We start from the raw sequence: 19,469 nt of genomic DNA on the forward strand, positions 1-19,469 counted from the left end.
CGTGTCGATTCTGGAAAAGGTCCTTAATGCGGGCGAGGGCCGCATGGTGCGCCGGCTCAAGGCCATCGCCGCCGCCGTCAGCTCGATCGAGGACGACTACGTCAACCTCACCGACGAGGAGCTGCGCGGCATGACCGAGCAGTTCCGGGAGCGGCTCGCCGACGGTGAGACCCTCGACGACCTGCTGCCGGAGGCGTTCGCGGTGGCCCGCGAGGCGGCCGCCCGGGTGCTCGGCCAGCGGCCGTACGACGTCCAGGTGATGGGCGGCGCCGCACTGCACTTCGGCAACATCGCCGAGATGAAGACCGGTGAGGGAAAGACGCTGACCTCGGTCATGGCCGTCTACCTCAACGCGCTCTCCGGCGACGGCGTGCACGTGGTCACCGTCAACGACTACCTCGCCCAGCGCGACGCGGCCTGGATGGGTCGCGTGCACGAGTTCCTCGGGTTGACAGTCGGCGTGGTGCTGCCCAACCGGCCGGCCACCGAGCACAAGGCCGCCTACGAGTGCGACATCACCTACGGCACCAACAACGAGTTCGGCTTCGACTACCTTCGCGACAACATGGCCTGGTCGAAGGACGAGCTGGTCCAGCGAGGCCACAACTTCGCGGTGGTCGACGAGGTCGACTCCATCCTGATCGACGAGGCGCGCACCCCGCTGATCATCTCCGGCCCGGCCGAGCACTCGGCCCGCTGGTACGGCGAGTTCGCAGGCGTCGTGGCCCGGCTCCAGCCCGGCACCGACGGCGAGGGCGACTACGAGGTCGACCACTCCAAGCGCACCATCGCGGTCACCGAGCGCGGCGTCGCCAAGGTCGAGGACCGGCTCGGCATCGACAACCTGTACGAGTCGGTGAACACTCCGCTGGTCGGCTACCTCAACAACGCCATCAAGGCCAAGGAGCTCTACAAGCGCGACAAGGACTACATCGTCAGCGACGGTGAGGTCCTGATCGTCGACGAGTTCACCGGTCGTATCCTGCACGGCCGTCGCTACAACGAGGGCATGCACCAGGCGATCGAGGCCAAGGAGGGGGTGGAGATCAAGCAGGAGAACCAGACCCTGGCCACCATCACCCTCCAGAACTACTTCCGCCTCTACAACAAGCTGTCCGGGATGACCGGTACGGCGCAGACCGAGGCGAGCGAGTTCAACAAGGTCTACAAGGTCGGCGTCGTGAGCATCCCGACGCACCGCCCGATGGTCCGCGAGGACCGGCCGGACGTCATCTACAAGACCGAGAAGGCCAAGTTCAACGCCGTCATCGAGGACATCGCCGAGCGGCACCAGCTGGGCCAGCCGGTGCTGGTCGGCACCGTCTCGGTGGAAAACTCGGAGATCCTCTCCCAGTTGCTGCGCCGGCGCGGCATCCCGCACAACGTGCTGAACGCCAAGTTCCACGCCCGGGAGGCCGAGATCGTCGCCCAGGCCGGGCGCAAGGGCGCGGTCACCGTGGCCACCAACATGGCCGGCCGCGGCACCGACATCCTGCTCGGCGGCAACCCCGAGTTCCTCGCGGCCAACGAGCTGCGCCAGCGTGGTCTCGACCCGCTGGAGAACGAGGAGGACTACGCCAAGGCGATGGAGGAGGTCCTGCCCACCTGGAAGCAGGCCTGCGACGCCGAGGCGGACGAGGTCGCCGCCGCCGGTGGCCTGTACGTGCTGGGCACCGAGCGGCACGAGTCCCGCCGGATCGACAACCAGCTGCGCGGTCGCGCCGGCCGGCAGGGCGACCCGGGCGAGTCCCGCTTCTACCTGTCCCTGCAGGACGAGCTGATGCGGCGCTTCCGGGCCGGCGCGGTCGAGGCGGTGATGGAGCGCTTCAACATCCCGGAGGACGTGCCCATCGAGTCGAAGATGGTCACCCGCCAGATCAAGAGCGCCCAGGCCCAGATCGAGGGCCAGAACGCCGAGATCCGCAAGAACGTTCTGAAGTACGACGAGGTCCTCAACAAGCAGCGCCAGGTCGTCTACGCCGAGCGGTTGCGGGTGCTCAACGGCGAGGACCTGTCCGAGCAGGTCCGCAACATGATCGACGACACCGTCGAGGCGTACGTGCGAGGTGCCACCTCCGAGGGCTACGGCGAGGACTGGGACCTGGAGCAGCTCTGGTCCAGCCTCAAGCAGCTCTACCCGGTCGGCGTGACGATCGAGGAGCTGGAGGAGGAGGCCGGCGGTTCCCGGGCCGGCATGGACGCGGACTTCCTGGTCTCCCGCCTCAAGGACGACGCCAACGCCGCGTACGACCGTCGCGAGGAGGAGCTCGGCGAGGACGGCGTACGCCAGCTCGAGCGGATGGTGCTGCTCCAGGTCATCGACCGCAAGTGGCGCGAGCACCTCTACGAGATGGACTACCTCCAGGAGGGCATCAACCTCCGGGCGTACGCCCAGCGCGACCCGGTGGTGGAGTACCAGCGCGAGGGCTTCGACATGTTCGCCACGATGATGGAGGGCATCAAGGAGGAGACCGTCGGTTTCCTCTACAACGTGGACGTCCAGGTCACCGAGCCGGAGCCGGCGGCCGACTCGGAAGAGGTCACGCTGCTCGACAAGCCGGTCGAGATCCGCGCCAAGGGTATCGACCGCTCGCCGCAGCGGCGGGGCCTGCAGTATTCGGCGCCGACGATCGACGGTGAAGCCAGCCCCGGCGCCGTCAGCATCGAGCAGGAGCAGCAGCAGGCACCGGCGCTCGGTGTGGGCCGGCCGCCCCAGGGCGCGCCGGCGGCACCCGGACAGAACGCCCCGTCGGCCCCGCAGCGGCCTGCCTCCGGGCTGCGTGGCCCGACGCTCCCGACCGCCGGGTCCCGACGGCCGGTCCCCAACCAGGCCGACGCCGGCCCCTCCCGCAACGCGCCGTGCCCGTGTGGCTCGGGCCGCAAGTACAAGCGCTGCCACGGTGCCCCCAACGGCGGCAACTGACCGATCGCACGTCCCGATGGGCCCTGGCCGCCGAGGCCGGGGCCCATCGGCGTCTCCATTCCCGCACCCCGAGCCACGTCCGGCGTCTGGAGCCCTGGCGCCCGCCGTCTCGGCGTCCAGTGTCCCGCCACAGGCGCCTGGCGCCTGGCGCCCGGTGGCCTGGCGGCCGGGGGCCGGGTGCCCGGTGGTCGGGTCGCCCTTGGCCGGGCGAAGATCATCTCGGTTTCTTGGAAGTTGGGGGGTCAGCGGCGGGTTGATACCGCGTCTTCCTGAAAGCCGAGTCGATCAACGTGGGCAAGCTCCGCGGGCGCGCCCCGGCGAGCGTCCGCGCTCCGGCGGGCGCGCTGCGGTGGGCGCCCGCGCTGCGGTGGGCGCCCGCGCTGCGGTGGGCACCCGCGCTGCGGCGAGCGCCCGCTCTGCGGCGAGCGCCCGCGCTCCAGCGAGCGCCCGCGCTGCGACGGGCGCGCTGCGGCGAGCGCCAACGCCGCGACGGGCGCGCTGCGGCGAGCGGCAACGCCGCGACGGGCGCGCTGCGGCGAGCGGCAACGCCGCGACGGGCACTCTGCGCCGAGCGCCAACGCTCCGGCGAGCGCCTGCGGATCGCGAGCGCGTGTCCGGCCTGGAGCGTCACCGCTTGGGCACGCGTCAGCCGCGTGGCCACGCCCAGCGGCAGGACGGTCCGAGCGGGCTCCCGTGAGTGGTCAGAGCACGTGCAGGGCCGTGCACAGCCAGCGGCCCCGCCGGTGCTCCAGGCGCAGCGCCATGGCCCAGCTTCGACCACCGTTGCCGCTCACCACGGCGGCCGCCTCCACCGCGGCGTCCGCGGGCTCGCAGACGCGCAGCCGAAGCAGCCGCAGAGCCGGCCGCGCCGCCCGACGGCGGACCGGACCGGCCCGGCCGGTCGCCCGGGCGAGCTCGGTGAGCAGTTCGACGGACCGGGCCGGGTCGAGCAGTGGGCGCACCTGGGCCGGCGAGCGGTAGCCGTTCGCCACTTCCAGGCAGGTGCCGACGAAGCGGTGCGCGGCCCGGGTCGCCTCCGGGGCGGTCGCCGGTGGCAGCGGCGCACCCGGGTGACTGGCCGGCCGCGAGGGCGTCCGGCGTGGGGTCGTTCGACGCTCCGCCGGCCGCACCGGATCCGGCCGTGTCGAGGCGAACAGGTCGAGGGCGAGCTGCCCGTGGGTCGACCCGGGCCAGTACGTCTCGTCGGGGTACGGCGGATCGATGGGCGGGACGGGACGCAGGCGCACAGGTGGCCGGAAGGGACCGGGTCGCCGTTCGCTCATCACTGCTCCCTTTGATCTTGCGTTTGCTTTCGTTTGCCTCCGACTGACTCATTCTGCGCGACACAACGGCCTCGGTCAATGCCCTCGACGCCGAACGCGTCGCCCACCAGCGTGATCCACTCGAGTTCGCCGACATCGCGGTATCCCAGCGGGTCGGACACCCCCAATCCTGTGAACCGGAGTGGATCACGGAGGCTGCGCGCCCGGTTGGTGCCGGCCTACTCCGGGTCGCGGTCCAGCAGGGGGTTACCGCGTACCCAGTCGGCGGTTTCGGCGTACTTCTGCGTGATGTACTCCTCCAGCCGGGCGCGCTCGACCCGCCACTGGCCGCGTCCGCCGATCTTGATCGCCGGCAGCTCTCCGCTGCGGACCATGTGGTACACCTGCGAGTCCGACACGTTCAGCTCGGCGGCCACGTCGGAGAGCAGCAGGAACCTCGGCTCCACCGGAAACTCCAGGGGTTGACGTCGTTTGCCTCAGTTTGCCATCGACAGGGCGCACCGCCCAGCATCCACCCGGCTCGCCGGTGAGCCAACCGGTGGCCGGACACACCGGCGGGAAACTTCCACCGGCCGGAGGCGGGGTGTATGACGGTCACGGCGTGCGGCATGATCTGCGCCCGTGCCGGCTGCCGCCGACACAGGACCGAGCGGGGAGACGACCGGTGACCGACGAGCTTGTCCGGGTGTACGTACCGGCGACCGTACCCATGCTGTCCCGCCTGCGTGAGCAGGGGTTGACCGCCGACCGGGCGCACGCGGTGACGCCCGCGTTGCGCGAGTGGTACGCGGAGGGTGACGAGGAGGAGTTGGAGTACGTCGCGTTCACCCGGGCTGCCCAGGACGCGCTGCACCTGCTCAGGGCCGATCCGGCCGCGCCCCGCCGCCGCGTGGTCGTCTCGGTCGACCTGCCGTCCGGCGCGCTCGGTCGTGGCGACGGTGAGCTGGGTTCCAGCACGGTGACGTTGGCGGACACCGTGCCGGTGGGCGCTGTCGCGGCGATCCACGTGGACGGCGCGGACGCCGTCGAGGAGGTGGCCGCCGCCGCCGAGGTGGTGGCCGAGGCCGCTGCCGGCGATCCGGACGCGCAGTTCACCGTCGACGGCGCCGAGGATCACGAGCTGGAGTGGTACGACGTGACGGAGCTGGACCTGCTGCTGCACGCCACCGACTGAGCCCGCCGTGGCCGCCGAGCCCGCCGTGGCCGCCGAGCCCGCCGTGGCCGCCGAGCCGGCCGTGGCCGCCGTGCCGGCCGTGGCCGCCGTGCCGGCCGTGCCCGCCGCCGCCGTGGCCGCCGTGCCGGCCGTGGGCAGACAGCCCCACGGTGATCGGGCAGAGCGAAATGCCCCCTAGACCCTCGGTGCTGAGACGCTCAGACAGGCCGCTAGCGGCCCAGCGACCGACTGTGGTCGGGCAAGGCGGTAGCGGTCAGCGAGCCGGGTCGGCTCGCGCCGGGTCGACATCGACGGTGTCGCGAGCGGTCGTCTCCGGCTCGTCCGCCCCGGCCCCGGCCCCCGTGCCGGTGTCGGCCCCGGCCCCGGTCGCGTTCCCCGTCGCTGACGGTGCGGCGCTGGGGTCGTCGGACACGGCGGGGTCGTCGTCGCTGTGCGTGGGGCCGAGCGTGCGACCGAACGCGATGAGCGCGGTCAGCGCCCCCACGAAGAGCATCCAGATGCCGTTGTCCACCCGCGAGGTGCCCAGCGAGGTCTGGGCCACAGCGTCCGCTTCGCTCAGCGCGCTGGCCAGGTCCAGCAGCGACCGGCCGCCGATCCGGATGATCACCTCGGCGAGCAGCAGGAGCAGCCCCGGCCCGGCGCCGGCGAGCAGGTAGGCCGGCCAGCGCAGCGTGGGCGTCAGCGGATCCCGGCGCAGCGCCCGCCGTCGCGCCCAGGTGAGGTAGCCGAAGGCGAGCAGCCCGGCCAGCAGCCCGCCGATGAGCGACTCGGTGCGCGACACCCACTTGGCGGCGTCGACAAGCGACTGCTGACTTTCGCCCGCGCCGAAGAGGTCGAACAGCGGGTCCCGGGCGCGACTGAACGCCACCACGAAGACCAGCGCGCCCAGCGCGGCGGTCACCACCGCGCCGACCGCCGGGGCCGTTCGCGCGCCGGCGATCGCACCGCCGATGATCGCGGCGGCCGCGGTGGTGCCGGCGATCACGTTGGTCGTCGAGGTGTCGAAGTACGTCAGGTTGATCGCCAGCGCGGCGGCCAGCCCGACCACCATCCCCGCGCCGATCGCGCCGACGAAGCGCAGGGTCGCCCCGTCGCCGTACCGCCTGGTCAACAGGTTGCCGCCGGCCAGGGCGGTGGCGGCCCCGGCCACCAGCGCGGCCGAGATCACACCGGGCAGGGCGAACGCGGAGAGGCTGATCGCGGTGATGCCGGCCGCCGCCGAGGTGATGGCCTCCCGGGTCGACCACAACATGGCGGCCAGCCAGCCGAGCGCCAGCAGCGCGAGTACGGCCGCACCGGGCGCGGGCACCGGCCGGCCGCTGGTGATGGCCGCGTCGACCGCCGGCTGGTCCGACTCCGCGGCTGGGACGCGGCCGGGCTGCTTGGTCATCGTCTCCCCTTCGAGGCGCCAGGTCACCGACCATTCAGGGTACGCGGACCACCGCGACCCCCACCGAACCAGCCGCACCTCGTGGGTATGCGCCGACGTCGTACCCACGAAGGAGCCGCAACGGACCCCGACGGAGCCGCAACGGACCCCGGACCGCGACCAACGTCGGGGCTGGGGCGAGCGTCCCCGGCGGAGGGATCAAGCCTGACCGCCCGGAGCCGGGGACGGTCGCCCCAGCCCCACCACGACGCGCCGGTAAGGAGAGAAAGGGCAACCGGTCCTGAGCAGCCGGGAGGTGGTGGAGGCGAGCCGAGAACCCCCGCATGAAAGAATCGTGGGAGGTCCCGCCGCTGCTCGGCCCTCCCGCGCGGCGTCCGGTGTCCGGCCGTCCGGTCGGTGCCCGCGGGTCCGGTTTCGCCACCGCTGTCGAGATCGCCAGGAGCCTTGATGGATGCCGTGTTCTCCGTACCCGAGCCGCGCAACGAGCCGGTTCGCAACTACGAGCCGGGCAGCGGAGACCGGGAGCGGCTCCAGCGGCGGCTGACCGAGCTGGCCGCCGAGCGCGTCGACCTGCCGATGACCATCGGCGGCGAGCAGCGGATGGCGGCCGGTGACCCGATCAACGTGGTGCAGCCGCACAAGCACGCCCACGTGCTCGGCGTGACCGCGCACGCCACCCACGACGACGCCCGCGCCGCGATCAAGGCCGCCAAGGACGCCGCTCCGATGTGGCGGGCGCTGCCGTTCGAGGAGCGCGCCGCGATCTTCCTGCGCGCAGCCGAGCTGCTCGCCGGCCCCTGGCGGGACACCCTCAACGCCGCCACGATGCTCGGCCAGTCGAAGACCGCCATCCAGGCGGAGATCGACGCGGCCTGCGAGTTCATCGACTTCCTCCGGTTCAACGTGCACTTCGCCCGCCGCCTGCTGGAAGAGCAGCCGGCGTCCTCGCCCGGTGTGTGGAACCGCTTCGACCACCGCCCGCTGGAGGGCTTCGTCTACGCGGTCACCCCGTTCAACTTCACGGCCATCGCCGGCAACCTGCCGTCGGCGCCGGCGCTGCTCGGCAACACGGTGATCTGGAAGCCGGGCCCCACCCAGCAGTTCGCCGCGCACTTCACCATGCGGTTGTTCGAGGCCGCCGGCCTGCCGCCCGGCGTGATCAACATGGTCACCGGTCGGGGCGAGGAGGTCTCCGACGTGGTGCTCGCCGACCCGGATCTGGCCGGCATCCACTTCACCGGCTCGACAAAGGTCTTTCAGCAGTTGTGGCGGACCGTCGGTGACAACATCGCCCGCTACCGGGGCTACCCGCGTCTGGTCGGCGAGACCGGCGGCAAGGACTTCGTGGTCGCGCACACGAGCGCCGACGTGGACGCCCTGCACACCGCGCTGATCCGCGGCGCGTACGAGTACCAGGGCCAGAAGTGCTCGGCCGCCTCACGGGCGTACGTGCCGCGCTCGCTCTGGGAGGGTGGCCTGCGCGACCGCCTGGCCGCCACCGCCGACTCGCTCACCTACGGCGACGTGGCCGACTTCGGCAACTTCGGTGGCGCGGTGATCGACGACAAGGCGTTCGCCAGGCACACCGCGGCGCTGGAGCTGATCGCCGGTGACGACAGCTGCCGGGTCCTCGCCGGTGGCACGGCCGACGACTCGGTCGGCTACTTCGTCCGGCCGACGCTCTTCGAGTGCGGCGACGCCGCCCACGAGACCTTCACCACCGAGTACTTCGGGCCGATCCTGGGCGTGCACGTGTTCGACGACGCGCGCTTCGACGAGGTGGTCACGCAGGCCGAGTCGATCGCCCCGTACGCGCTGACCGGGTCGGTGTTCGCCACCGACCGCCGGGTCGTCGACGCGGTCGGCGAGCGCATGCGGTACGCGGCAGGCAACTTCTACATCAACGACAAGCCGACCGGCGCGGTGGTCGGGCAGCAGCCGTTCGGTGGTGCCCGGGCCAGCGGCACCAACGACAAGGCGGGCTCCTGGCTCAACCTGGTCCGCTGGGTGTCGCCGCGGACGATCAAGGAGACCTTCGTGCCGCCGACCGACCACACGTACCCTCACATGGGCTGACCTGCGGCGACCCGCCGGCGGCGTGTTCCGCGCCGCCGGCGGTCGGCCAAGGGCCGCAATCCATCGATAGTCCTCAACGGACAGTCTGTCGCCGACAGTGCACTTAGGAAGTCCTGTCGGGTGGCAAACTGCCAAATCCTGGACGCCGGCAGCGCAAAGTGGCAGCGTAACGGGCATGGCGGATTCCGGAGTCAACCCTACGGCGGCGGCCCTTCTCGGGCTCCTCCACGAGGGCCCGATGACAGGCGGTCAGTTGATGGCCGCCGCTGAGCGCCGTCTGGCGCCGTACTGGTCGATGACCCGCAGTCAGGTCTACCGCGAGTTGCCGGTGCTGGCCGAGCGGGGTTACGTGCGGCTCGGCAAGCCGGGCCCCCGCATGAGCCAGCCGTACGCGCTCACCGCCAGCGGGAAACGGACATTTTCCCGCTGGTTGGCGGAGAACCCGGGGCGGGACACCATCCGCAACCCGATCGCGCTCCGGATGGCCTTCGGCAACCTGCACTCGTCCAGCCAGCTCAAGAGCCTGTACGCCTCGGCCAACGAATACCACACCGAGGCCCTCGCTCAGGTACGCGAACAGGTCAAGAACGCCAAACGGGACGGCGAGACGTACGACGCCAGCGCGCTGGAGTTCGCGGTCGCCTACCACCGGGCGGCCCTGTCCTGGCTGAAGTCCGCCCCCGTCGGGTGACGCCGGGCGGGTTCGCCCACCGGCAGCGAGCTGAGCAGCCTGCCGCACAGTACGCTTATCTGTCGTGACCGCTGCCGATTACGCCGAACAGCTCAAGGAACTCGACGCGACCCTGCGAAACATCGAGGCCGTCCTCAACCTCGACCGACTCCACGAGGACAAGGCCCGCCTGGAGCAGGAGGCGTCCGCCCCCGACCTGTGGGACGACCAGGCCAAGGCGCAGCAGGTGACCTCGCAGCTGTCGTACGTGAACGGCGAGATCAGCAAGCTGGGCAGTCTGCGCTCCCAGCTCGACGACGCGCGGGTGCTGCTGGAGCTGGCCGAGGCCGAGGCCGACCCGGGTGTGCTGACCGAGGTCGAGACGGAGATCACCAGCCTGACCAAGTCCATCCAGGAGATGGAGGTCCGCACCCTGCTCTCCGGCGAGTACGACTCCCGGGAGGCGCTGGTCGCCATCCGGGCCGGCGCCGGTGGCGTGGACGCGGCGGACTTCGCCGAGATGCTGCTGCGCATGTACCTGCGCTGGGCCGAACGGCACGGCTACCCGACCGAGGTCTACGAGACCTCGTACGCCGAGGAGGCGGGCCTGAAGTCGGCCACCTTCGCGGTGAAGGTGCCCTACGCGTACGGCACGCTCAGTGTCGAGTCGGGCACCCACCGGCTGGTCCGGATCAGCCCGTTCGACAACCAGGGCCGCCGGCAGACCAGCTTCGCGGGCGTGGAGGTGCTGCCGGTGACCGAGCAGACCGACCACATCGACATCCCGGAGAACGAGGTACGCGTCGACGTCTACCGCTCCTCCGGGCCGGGTGGGCAGAGCGTCAACACCACCGACTCGGCGGTCCGGCTCACCCACATCCCGACCGGCATCGTGGTGACCTGCCAGAACGAGAAGTCCCAGCTGCAGAACAAGGCCTCCGCGCTGCGGGTGCTCCAGGCCCGGCTGCTGGAGCGCAAGCGCCAGGAGGAGCAGGCCAAGCTGGAGGGCCTGAAGGAGAACGCGGCCGGTTCGTGGGGCGACCAGATGCGCTCCTACGTCCTGCACCCGTATCAGATGGTGAAGGATCTCCGAACCGAGCAGGAGACCGGCAATCCGAGCGCGGTCTTCGACGGCGAGTTGGACGGTTTCATCGAGGCTGGCATCCGTTGGCGTAAGCAGCGGCAGCTCGCCGGCGACGGTGCGTGACGGCTCGCGGGCGGAGCGCGTCGTCGATCTCCAGGTGAGGGCCTGATTCGACGACGCGCGCCTCTTCCGCGGGGCGTGGGGCTTGGCTCAGTTGTTACACCGCGTAGACTCACGACCCGTGATTCAGCTTGAGCAAGTGACGAAGACGTACCCGAAGGCGTCCCGGCCTTCGCTCGACAACGTGTCCGTCTCGATCGAGAAGGGCGAGTTCGTCTTCTTCATCGGTCCATCCGGCTCCGGCAAGTCCACAATCATCAAGATGCTGCTGCACGAGGTCACCCCCAACAAGGGGCGGGTCATCGTCAACAGCAAGGACGTCACGTCGATGCGCTCCTGGAAGCGACCCCACTTCCGGCGTTCGATCGGCTGCGTCTTCCAGGACTTCCGGCTGCTGCCGAACCGCACCGCGTACGAGAACGTGGCGTTCGCCCTCGAGGTGATCGGCAAGACCAAGGCGGTTGCCCGCCGGGTCGTGCCGGAGGTGCTGGAGCTGGTCGGGCTCGGTGGCAAGGAGCACCGCTACCCGCACGAGCTCTCCGGTGGTGAGCAGCAGCGGGTCGCCGTCGCCCGGGCGTTCGTGAACCGGCCGCTGATCCTGCTGGCGGACGAGCCCACCGGAAACCTGGACCCGGACACCTCGATCGAGATCATGCGCCTGCTGGACCGGATCAACCGCACCGGCACGACCGTCGTGATGGTCACCCACGACTCCAACATCGTGAACCAGATGCGCCGCCGGGTCATCGAGATCGAGAGCGGCCGCATCGTGCGTGACCAGGCCCGCGGCGTCTACGGGTGAGCCGGCGCTCCACCCCTGCGCAGCCTGACGACGAACACTTCATGCCGGAGACCCGGAGGAAATCCCGATGCGCGTGAAATACGTCCTGTCCGAGGTACTGGTCGGACTGTGGCGCAACGTGACCATGACCATCGCGATGATCATCACGATGGCGGTCTCGCTGACCATGCTCGGCGCCAGCGGTCTCATGTACCGCCAGGTTGACGACATGAAGGACCTCTACTACAAGAACATCGAGGTCTCGATCTTCCTGAGCCAGGAGGTGAGCGAGCAGCAGCGCACCGACCTGGACGCCAAGCTCAAGAGCAACCCCCTGGTCAAGGAAGTCATCTACGTCAACAAGGACGAGGCGTACAAGAAGTTCCAGGAGATGTACCAGGACGCGCCGGACCTGGTCAACGCCGTCAAGCCGGACCAGCTGCCCGAGTCGTTCCGGCTCAAGCTGAACAACCCGGAGCAGTACAAGAACATCTACGACCAGTACAAGGACACCGAGGGTGTCGACGAGATCGTCGACCAGAGTCGACTGCTCGACAAGATCTTCGACGTCCTCACCGCGATCCAGAACATCGCCCTGGCCGCCGCGATCGTGATGGCCATCGCCGCACTGCTCCTGGTGGCCAACACCATCCAGGTTGCCGCGTACAGCAAGCGGCGTGAGGTGGCGGTCATGAAGCTGGTCGGCGCGTCCAACTGGTTCATCCAGGCGCCGTTCGTGCTGGAGGCGGTGGTGGCCGGCCTGATCGGCTCACTGCTCGGCCTGGTGGCCCTGGTAGCGGCGAAGTATCTGCTCTTCGACGGATCGCTCAAGGCGTTGCAGGGCCTGCTGTCGCCGATCAGCTGGGGTGACATCCTGTTCATCTTCCCGCTGATGGCCGGCGTCGGTGGCCTGGTCAGCGCCGGCACCGCCTGGATCACCCTGCGCTTCTACCTGCGGGTCTAGGCAGCGTACGGGTCGTCCCGTCGCAACTTCGGGACCCTCCCGCGGCCGGAATAAACGGCGCGGGAGGGTCCTTCTCATTCGGGTAGCATGATCGGTTGTCCGGCCGGGGTGAGCCCGGCGACGGACGACTTCTGGAGAGGGGGTGGCGCCGATGCCACGGGAAAAGGGGCGCAAGGTGGTCGCCTCCAACAAGAAGGCCCGCCACGACTACGCGATCCTCGACACGTACGAGGCGGGCATGGCGCTGACCGGCACCGAGGTCAAGTCGCTGCGGGCCGGGCGCGCGTCGCTTGTCGACGCGTTCGCCCAGGAGCGCGACAACGAGTTGTTCCTGCACTCCATGCACATCCCGGAGTACACCCAGGGCACCTGGACCAACCACGAGCCCCGGCGTACGCGCAAGCTACTGCTCAACCGGGGCGAGCTCGACAAGCTTCTCGGCAAGACCCGCGAGGGCGGTCTGACGATCGTCCCGTTGCAGGTCTACTTCTCCGACGGCTGGGCCAAGGTCGAGATCGCGCTGGCCAAGGGCAAGAAGTCGTACGACAAGCGTCAGGACCTCGCCAAGCGCGACGCGGACCGGGAGATCGCCCGGGTGTCCGGTCGACGTGGCAAGGGCATGGACGACTGATCCATCCTGTTTGTCCGGGTCGGCACGCCGGCCCCGGGGCTCGGGATGAAAGCCGTTGCGGCAGGCGTTAGTCTTGTCAGTGCCACCACATCGGTGGCCTGTCGAGGGGGTGACTGGTTTCGACTTCGTACGCAGCGACAGGGGAAGCGAGCCGAGGAAGCCGACGTCGTCTCGAGAATCGGTCGTCGGAAACTTATAAGCGCCAAGAACCAACGCGCTGACTTCGCTCTCGCCGCCTGAGGCGAGTAGCTAAGTCTGTCGGCCTGGGAACGCCTTCGTCCCAGTAGCCGGCATCAGCTAGAAGGCTGGCCAATCGGACCCGGTCGCGGGGTCCGTGCGGCGAGATCAATCAGCGACTGGGCCCGTCACACCAACTTGCTCGCGTGAGCGGTGGGGCCGAGTAGAGGCACAGCGAGCTGCGCTCGGAGAAGCCCTGACAAACCGGCGAAGGACCCGGGTTCGATTCCCGGCACCTCCACCACCTCGAAGCGATGCGCCCCGGCCAACGGCCGGGGCGCATCGTCGTTTCCGGGAGAGATGAACCGCCACCGACGCCGGGGGTTGCGGGCGGGTCGCCGACGCCTACGCTGCGGCTGTGACGAACCAGCAGCTACGCCTGTCGGTCGGCGCGTCGGCCGGCCAGCGCACGGTCGCGGTGGTGACGGGAGTCCTCGTGGCGGCTTTCGGTGCGGCATTCGTTCTCGTCCCCCTGCTCGCCGGCGGGCTGCTGCGCCGCCTCACCGGCCGGGGGGACGGGTTCGCCTCCTATGAGGAGGCCCGCGACCTGCCGCCGGGAATGCTGCCGCCCGCGCTGCGGGAGTCCGGCGGCTCGGCCGGATCTGGACCGGCCCTCGGGCTGTGCGGGCTGCCGTTCGTCCTACTCGGCGTCTATCTGGTGCTGCGCGTGCTCCGGACGGCCGCGTGGCTGGAGGGCAGCCGGGTGCGGGTGCGGGGCGCCCTGGGCAGTCGTACCGTCGATCTCGCCACCGCGTCCATCGACTCCCGGCCCCACGGCGACTCGCCGGCCCGTGCGGGTCGGTCGCCGGCCGTCGTGGTCACCGATCGGGCCGGCGGGCAACGGATCACCATTCCGCTGCGGGGGATGGGTCTGCCCCTCCTGCCGCCGTCCGAGCTGCGCGCGCTCGCCGACGCGTTCGCGGCGGGTCGACCCGGCGCTGCGCCCAGTGACGAGGCTCGCGCCGTCGCCGCCGATCTGCGCCGCCTGGCGGACGCCTGAGCGGCCCGCAGACGGCGGCGGTTGAGGCGGGAGTGAACCGCTGTGACCGCTGGGACAGATGAGCAGGAAACGCCCCTGGACAGGGGGAACGGGCGGGTTCACCATCACGGTATGGGATAGCAGAGCCATGCGGGAGGTGCCATGGTCACCGGTGGAGCCCAGCAGCCGTCAGCCACCGCCCGGTCGTCCACCACCCGCACGCGTGTGGTCGGGCTCCCCGGTGAGCCGCGTCCCGCCGGTCTCGCCGGCGACCTGCACGCCCTGGCCCGGGCCGTCGCCCTCGCGACGAGCGAGCCGCGCTGGCGTGAGACCGTGCTGCTCCGCCTGCACCCGGTCGGGCAGGGCTTCGCCGAGCACGTGCGGGCCACCGAGGGGCCGGCCGGCCTCTATCGGGAGCTGCTCACCCACTCGCCCCGCCTCGACCACGGGATCCGGCTGTTGACGCGGGAGCACGCCCCGATCGTCGCGGCGGTCCTGACCATGCAGCGGCTCGCGGAGCGGTCCGAGGCCAGCCCCGACGAACTGCGCCGCCGGGCGGGGCACCTGCTGCGGACGCTGGCCCGGCATCGGCGGCGGGGCGCCGATCTGCTCTGGCAGGCGTACCAGACGGATCTGGGCGGCGAGACCTGAGCCGGGGCGGGAACCCCTCGGTCGGCGGACCCGTCGAACCTGGCATGCGTCGAGGAGTCCTGTTGCTCGTACTGCCGCTGCTGTCCATGGTGGGCTGCGCCGCGACCGGCGCGGAGCCCGCCGCCCCGCCCACCACGACGACGCACAGCGCTTTCGACAAGCGGGCCGCCGCGGTCGCCGCGGCGTGGCGGCCCGGTCCCGGCTGGCGTGACGGGTACGTCCCCCTGCAGGGGCCCACGGTCGTCACCGGCGATCCGCGCTTCACGCCCGACACCGAGACCGCCTTCCGGTCCGGCTGGTACCGCGCCCAGGTCGCCATCCCGCCCACCCGCGTCGGCGCCGAGATCCGGTTCCCGGACGGCCGGTTGACCCTGCCACTGGTCAGCGCGGCCGAGGCGTACCGGCAGCTCGACCGGGGTGACCCGCTGCCCTGCCCGGGGCGGCCGAAGCGGCCCGGGCGACCGACTCCCGGCGGCCCCACAGTCGAGCCGGGGCCGGACGGCTGGGCCACCAGCACGACGGAGACGGCCTGCCTCCCGCTTACCGTCACGGGGGTGACCCTCGGATCCGTGCCGGTCCGCACGAGCCGAGGTGAGGCGCAGGTCCCGGCCTGGTTGTTCACGGTGGAGGAGTTGGCCGTTCCGGTGGCCCAGCTCGCCGTCGCGCCGACGGCCGTCACGCCGGTTCCCTCGGCGTCCACGCCCACCCAGCCGCTGCCGGAGGGTCTGGTGGCGGCCCAGGACCTGACGGCGGTGGACGGCGCGCGACTGACCTTCCGACTCGGCGTCGGTGCCTGCGACACCGGGATCACCCCGCTGGTGCGGGAACTGCCCGACGTGGTGGTGGTCGGCGGGCGGGTCACCCGCTCGACCGGAGTGTGCACCGACCAGCTCAAACTGGAGCCGGTCACCATCACCCTGGCCGCCCCGCTGGGGGCACGGGCGGTGCTGAACGTGGCCAGCGGCGCTCCGCTGTCGTTCGCCCCGCGCTGACCCGACCAGGCCCGCGAGTTCAGAGAATCGTGGGCACGTCGGTGCTGATCGGCACCGGCAGCACCGTGGGTCCCTTGGCGCGCAGGCCGGCGGCGAGGGCGGCACCGAGCTCGTCGGGGGTCTGCACCACCTCGGTGGCGCAGCCGTAGCCGGCCGCGATCGCGGTGATGTCCAGCCCCGGCAGATCCAGCCCCGGCACCCCCGGAGTGTCCTTCAGCTCGGCGAACGCCTTGAGGATCGCGTACTGCTGATTGACCGGGACGACGACCACCACGGGCAGCGCCAGGCGCGCGGCCGTCCACAGCGCCTGCACGGAGTAGTGGAACGAGCCGTCGCCGATCACCGCCACCACCGGCCGCCCACGTCCGGTGTCCCGCTCGGCCAGCGCCACCCCGACCGCGGCCGGCAGGCCGTAGCCGAGGCCGCCGCTGGCCATCGTGAAGTACGACGCCGGTCGGTTGATGCGCAGGTGGCGGCGCAGCGCGGACAGGTTGGACGGTGACTCCTGGACCAGCACGCCGTCGGCCGGCCAGTGTGCGGCCAGGGCGGCGAACATCGCGTCGGCGCTCAGCGGGACGGTGACCTCCGGCGGCGGCGGAACGGCCCGGGGCGCCGGCGGCTGTCGGTCGGCGGCCGGAACGAGGTCGAGCAGCGCGGCGAGCGTCAGCCCGGGGTCGCCGAGCAGGCTGTCCCCGACGGGCGCGCGGGCTGCCTCGTCCGGGTCGTCCGTGACGTGCAGCAGACGGGCGCCCTCGGGCAGGTGGTTGCCCGGCACGTGCGGGTAGTACCGGAACACCGGGGCGCCGACGACCAGGACGGTGTCGTGGCCGCGCAGCGCCTCGGCCAGCGGCCCGATGGCGAACGGCAGGACCCCGCGGAACTGCGGGTGATCCTCCGGGAACACGGCCCGTTCCGGTGCCGGGGCCGACCAGACCGGTGCGCCCAGCCGCTCGGCCAACGCGACGGCCGCCGGCCAACTGCCGGAACGGTCCACGCCGGGCCCGAACACCAGCACCGGGTCGCGGCTGTCGGCCAGTACCCGTGCGAACATCTCCAACCGCTGCGGATCCGGGCCGAAGCGGGTCGCCACCGAACGCGGCGCGGGCGGCGCCTCGGCGGGCCGGGCCCAGTCGTCCATCGGCAGGGAGAGGAAGACCGGCCCGACGGGCGGCTGCACGGCGGTCGCGTACGCCCGCAGCAGCGCCGCCGGAATGTCCTGCGCGCGGACCGGCTCGTAACTCCACTTGACGTACGGCTCGGGCAGCTCCACGGCCCGACGGCTGGTCAGTCGGGGCTCCAGTAGCAGCATCTCCCGGGTCTGCTGGCCGGCGGTGACGATCAGGGGCGTCTTGTTGTGCCAGGCGGTGACCAGGTTGCCCATGCCGTTGCCCATTCCCGGGGCGGTGTGCAGGTTGACGTGCGCGGGCCTGCCGGCCGCCTGGGCGTACCCGTCGGCCATCGCCACCGCCGTGGCCTCGTGCAGCGCGTGGACGTACTGGAAGTCGGTGGGGAAGTCCCGCAGGAACGGTTCCTCGGTGGAACCGGGGTTGCCGAAGACGGTGGTCATGCCGAGGGTGCGGAGCACGTCGTACGTCGCGTCCCGGACCGTTGTCATCGTCACCTGCCTCCGTGTCGCGGGCAGGGGTGACCGTGGTCGCCCTCCCGATCAGCCGAATCTATCGGGATGTGACAGACCTTTCGGGCGTTTCCCGGCCGTCGAGGCGCCGACCCGCCCGGTGGATCGCGTGCGGCCCAGGTCAGGGCAGCTCGAAGGGCAGGGTGATTCCGTCCAACGCCCGGCCGCACGCGCAGTCCTGCTCGGCCGGGAGTGCGGCCACCGCGTCCAGCAGCACGTCCCGCAGGCGCTCGGTGTTGGCCGCGAAGACCCGGAACACCTCGTCCTGGGTCACCGACTCGCCGGCCTGCACCCCGGCGTCCAGATCCGTGATCAACGCGATCGACGAGTAGCAGAGCGCCATCTCCCGGGCGAGCACCGCCTCCGGATGGCCAGTCATGTTCACGACAGTTCCGCCGATCGACGCGAACCAGCGGGACTCCGCCCGGGTGGAGAAGCGCGGCCCCTCGACCACCACGACGGTCCCGCCGTCCACGGCCGTGACGTCCCGCGAGGCCGCCGCGGCGAGCAGGGCCTGTCGGCCCCGAGGGCAGTACGGGTCGGCGAACGGCACGTGCACCGCGCCCTCGTCGTAGTAGGTCTGCGTCCGCCCGCTGGTCCGATCGACGAGCTGATCGGGCACCACGAACGTGCCCGGCCCCAGCTCCGGGCGCAGGCCACCGACCGCGCACGGCGCCAGCACCTGGCGTACGCCGAGGGACCGCAGTGCCCACATGTTGGCCCGGTACGGGATCCGGTGCGGCGGATATCGATGGTCGGAACCATGCCGGGGCAGGAACGCGACCCGTCGCCCGGCCACCTCCGCGATGGTCACCGCGTCCGACGGTGGACCGTAAGGGGTGCCCAGCTCATGAGGGGTGCCGTCGAGAAGGGCGTACAGGCCCGAGCCGCCGATCACCGCGAGGTCTGCCGTCGGTGCCATGGAGCCCTCCGTCGCAACTGTCCGATCACCCGCCGGTCAGACCTTAGCCAGCGCCGGGGACGCAGGCTATGGTGCCAGGCATGGCGTTGACAGCGCGGCTGATCCCGATGCACCGTGCGGATCCGACGAACGACGGATCCAGGGTGCGGGCTCACGATTGACGGGTAGGTGGGATGCAGGGAGAGGGCCAGGCGATCGGCGGACGAGCGATGGAGTCGATGACCGGGCGGCTGCTGGTCGCGACTCCGGCGCTCAAGGACCCGAACTTCGACCGTACGGTGGTGCTGCTTGTCGCCCACGAGCCGGGCGGCGCGCTCGGCGTGGTCCTGAACCGGGCCACCGAGGTGCCGGTCGCCGAGGTGCTGGGTGACTGGAGCGACCTGGCCCGTCATCCGGCGGTGCTCTTCGAGGGTGGCCCGGTGCAGCCCGACTCGGCGATCTGCCTGGCCCGGATGCGGCAACCGCTACGCCGGCTCAAGGGCTTCCACCAGGTCTCCGGCGCGGTCGGCACGATCGACCTCTCCGTCGACCCGGAGAAACTGCGGGAGAGCGTCGGCGGGATCCGGGTCTTCGCCGGCTACTCCGGCTGGGGCAGCGGGCAGTTGGAGCAGGAGATCGCCGACGGGTCCTGGTTTCTGCTGGACGCCCTGCCCGGCGATGCCTTCGTCGACCGCCCGGACGACCTGTGGCCGATGGTGCTGCGCCGGCAGGGCGGCATGATGGCCGCCGTCGCCCACTTCCCGCCGGACGTGGCCCTCAACTGACCCGACTGGGCGGGGACCCCGCGAGATGACCATGCGGGCCGGTCTGTGTATAGTTTCCCAGTGCCCGGGCGACCGGGACGACAGCAAGGGGCCGTGGCGCAGCTGGTAGCGCACCACACTGGCAGTGTGGGGGTCAGGGGTTCGAGTCCCCTCGGCTCCACCTTGCGACGAACGCCCTGGCCGGGATGACCC

The 19,469-nt window shown here is 71.2% G+C and carries 19 protein-coding genes, 1 tRNA gene and 1 other RNA gene; 15 read left to right on the top strand and 6 right to left on the bottom strand.

What is annotated here, in order from left to right; all coding sequences use genetic code 11:
- Nucleotide 1: 1 nt before the first annotated feature.
- Nucleotides 2-2,923, top strand: coding sequence for a preprotein translocase subunit SecA (secA, locus tag ACGFIE_RS12465; RefSeq protein ID WP_393293906.1), 2,922 nt, complete (start codon nucleotides 2-4; stop codon nucleotides 2,921-2,923).
- Nucleotides 2,924-3,624: 701 nt separating this feature from the next.
- On the opposite strand, the gene ACGFIE_RS12470 is transcribed toward secA, so the two are convergent.
- From ACGFIE_RS12470 to ACGFIE_RS12480, 3 genes are read right to left on the bottom strand one after another with little or no spacing between them, the layout of a single operon-like run.
- Nucleotides 3,625-4,206 (bottom strand): Rv3235 family protein, encoded by a 582-nt coding sequence (locus tag ACGFIE_RS12470; RefSeq protein WP_393293908.1) that lies wholly within the window; start codon nucleotides 4,204-4,206, stop codon nucleotides 3,625-3,627.
- The gene (locus tag ACGFIE_RS12475; RefSeq protein ID WP_393293910.1) at nucleotides 4,206-4,367 is read right to left on the bottom strand and encodes a hypothetical protein; all 162 of its coding nucleotides are present in this window, start codon (nucleotides 4,365-4,367) and stop codon (nucleotides 4,206-4,208) included. The genes ACGFIE_RS12470 and ACGFIE_RS12475 overlap by 1 nt, the downstream gene beginning before the upstream one ends.
- Before the next feature lie 57 nt (nucleotides 4,368-4,424).
- The gene (locus ACGFIE_RS12480; protein ID WP_393293912.1) at nucleotides 4,425-4,652 is read right to left on the bottom strand and encodes a helix-turn-helix transcriptional regulator; all 228 of its coding nucleotides are present in this window, start codon (nucleotides 4,650-4,652) and stop codon (nucleotides 4,425-4,427) included.
- Between the two features lie 218 nt (nucleotides 4,653-4,870).
- On the opposite strand from ACGFIE_RS12480, the gene ACGFIE_RS12485 reads away from it, so the two are divergent.
- Together ACGFIE_RS12485 and ACGFIE_RS12490 are read left to right on the top strand one after the other, a co-directional pair.
- On the top strand, nucleotides 4,871-5,380 hold the full coding sequence (locus ACGFIE_RS12485) for a DUF6912 family protein (protein WP_363678753.1): 510 nt from the start codon (nucleotides 4,871-4,873) through the stop codon (nucleotides 5,378-5,380).
- A 7-nt stretch (nucleotides 5,381-5,387) separates the two neighbouring features.
- Nucleotides 5,388-5,558 (top strand): hypothetical protein, encoded by a 171-nt coding sequence (locus tag ACGFIE_RS12490; protein WP_393293914.1) that lies wholly within the window; start codon nucleotides 5,388-5,390, stop codon nucleotides 5,556-5,558.
- A 75-nt stretch (nucleotides 5,559-5,633) separates the two neighbouring features.
- Here the strand turns inward: ACGFIE_RS12490 and ACGFIE_RS12495 are convergent, their stop codons facing one another.
- Nucleotides 5,634-6,770 (bottom strand): hypothetical protein, encoded by a 1,137-nt coding sequence (locus ACGFIE_RS12495; protein ID WP_393293916.1) that lies wholly within the window; start codon nucleotides 6,768-6,770, stop codon nucleotides 5,634-5,636.
- Between the two features lie 447 nt (nucleotides 6,771-7,217).
- Between ACGFIE_RS12495 and pruA the strand changes: the two genes are divergently transcribed.
- The 10 genes from pruA to ACGFIE_RS12545 all read left to right on the top strand — a co-directional run bounded on the left by pruA (nucleotide 7,218) and on the right by ACGFIE_RS12545 (nucleotide 15,955).
- Nucleotides 7,218-8,846, top strand: coding sequence for an L-glutamate gamma-semialdehyde dehydrogenase (gene pruA, locus ACGFIE_RS12500; protein ID WP_393293918.1), 1,629 nt, complete (start codon nucleotides 7,218-7,220; stop codon nucleotides 8,844-8,846).
- A gap of 175 nt (nucleotides 8,847-9,021) precedes the next feature.
- On the top strand, nucleotides 9,022-9,537 hold the full coding sequence (locus ACGFIE_RS12505) for a PadR family transcriptional regulator (protein ID WP_363678759.1): 516 nt from the start codon (nucleotides 9,022-9,024) through the stop codon (nucleotides 9,535-9,537).
- A 64-nt stretch (nucleotides 9,538-9,601) separates the two neighbouring features.
- The gene (gene prfB / locus ACGFIE_RS12510; RefSeq protein ID WP_393293920.1) at nucleotides 9,602-10,723 is read left to right on the top strand and encodes a peptide chain release factor 2; all 1,122 of its coding nucleotides are present in this window, start codon (nucleotides 9,602-9,604) and stop codon (nucleotides 10,721-10,723) included.
- A gap of 118 nt (nucleotides 10,724-10,841) precedes the next feature.
- Nucleotides 10,842-11,522: a cell division ATP-binding protein FtsE gene (ftsE, locus tag ACGFIE_RS12515; protein WP_007455859.1), complete on the top strand. Its 681-nt coding sequence runs from the start codon at nucleotides 10,842-10,844 to the stop codon at nucleotides 11,520-11,522.
- Nucleotides 11,523-11,589: 67 nt separating this feature from the next.
- Complete coding sequence (ftsX, locus tag ACGFIE_RS12520) at nucleotides 11,590-12,465, top strand: permease-like cell division protein FtsX (protein ID WP_393293922.1); 876 nt, start codon at nucleotides 11,590-11,592, stop codon at nucleotides 12,463-12,465.
- Between the two features lie 151 nt (nucleotides 12,466-12,616).
- A complete protein-coding gene (smpB, locus tag ACGFIE_RS12525; RefSeq protein ID WP_007455863.1) occupies nucleotides 12,617-13,096 on the top strand; it encodes an SsrA-binding protein SmpB in 480 nt (159 codons plus the stop codon).
- Between the two features lie 105 nt (nucleotides 13,097-13,201).
- Nucleotides 13,202-13,577, top strand: a transfer-messenger RNA (tmRNA) gene (gene ssrA, locus ACGFIE_RS12530).
- 114 nt (nucleotides 13,578-13,691) lie between these two features.
- Complete coding sequence (locus ACGFIE_RS12535) at nucleotides 13,692-14,333, top strand: hypothetical protein (protein WP_393293924.1); 642 nt, start codon at nucleotides 13,692-13,694, stop codon at nucleotides 14,331-14,333.
- A gap of 141 nt (nucleotides 14,334-14,474) precedes the next feature.
- Nucleotides 14,475-14,963 carry a hypothetical protein gene (locus tag ACGFIE_RS12540; protein ID WP_393293926.1) on the top strand — a complete coding sequence of 163 codons (489 nt, stop codon included), beginning with the start codon at nucleotides 14,475-14,477 and terminating at the stop codon, nucleotides 14,961-14,963.
- A gap of 44 nt (nucleotides 14,964-15,007) precedes the next feature.
- The gene (locus ACGFIE_RS12545) at nucleotides 15,008-15,955 is read left to right on the top strand and encodes a hypothetical protein (protein WP_393293928.1); all 948 of its coding nucleotides are present in this window, start codon (nucleotides 15,008-15,010) and stop codon (nucleotides 15,953-15,955) included.
- 19 nt (nucleotides 15,956-15,974) lie between these two features.
- Here the strand turns inward: ACGFIE_RS12545 and mdlC are convergent, their stop codons facing one another.
- Together mdlC and ACGFIE_RS12555 are read right to left on the bottom strand one after the other, a co-directional pair.
- The gene (mdlC, locus tag ACGFIE_RS12550) at nucleotides 15,975-17,570 is read right to left on the bottom strand and encodes a benzoylformate decarboxylase (RefSeq protein ID WP_393293930.1); all 1,596 of its coding nucleotides are present in this window, start codon (nucleotides 17,568-17,570) and stop codon (nucleotides 15,975-15,977) included.
- 142 nt (nucleotides 17,571-17,712) lie between these two features.
- Nucleotides 17,713-18,513 carry an S-methyl-5'-thioadenosine phosphorylase gene (locus ACGFIE_RS12555; RefSeq protein ID WP_393293932.1) on the bottom strand — a complete coding sequence of 267 codons (801 nt, stop codon included), beginning with the start codon at nucleotides 18,511-18,513 and terminating at the stop codon, nucleotides 17,713-17,715.
- 173 nt (nucleotides 18,514-18,686) lie between these two features.
- Here ACGFIE_RS12555 and ACGFIE_RS12560 point away from each other — a divergent pair, with 173 nt between their 5' ends.
- Both ACGFIE_RS12560 and ACGFIE_RS12565 read left to right on the top strand, forming a co-directional pair.
- Nucleotides 18,687-19,277, top strand: coding sequence for a YqgE/AlgH family protein (locus ACGFIE_RS12560; protein ID WP_393293934.1), 591 nt, complete (start codon nucleotides 18,687-18,689; stop codon nucleotides 19,275-19,277).
- Between the two features lie 87 nt (nucleotides 19,278-19,364).
- Nucleotides 19,365-19,437, top strand: a tRNA-Ala gene (locus ACGFIE_RS12565).
- The last annotated feature ends 32 nt before the right edge of the window (nucleotides 19,438-19,469 follow it).

The sequence above is a fragment of the Micromonospora sp. NPDC049275 genome, assembly GCF_043197115.1.
GTDB lineage: Bacteria > Actinomycetota > Actinomycetes > Mycobacteriales > Micromonosporaceae > Micromonospora.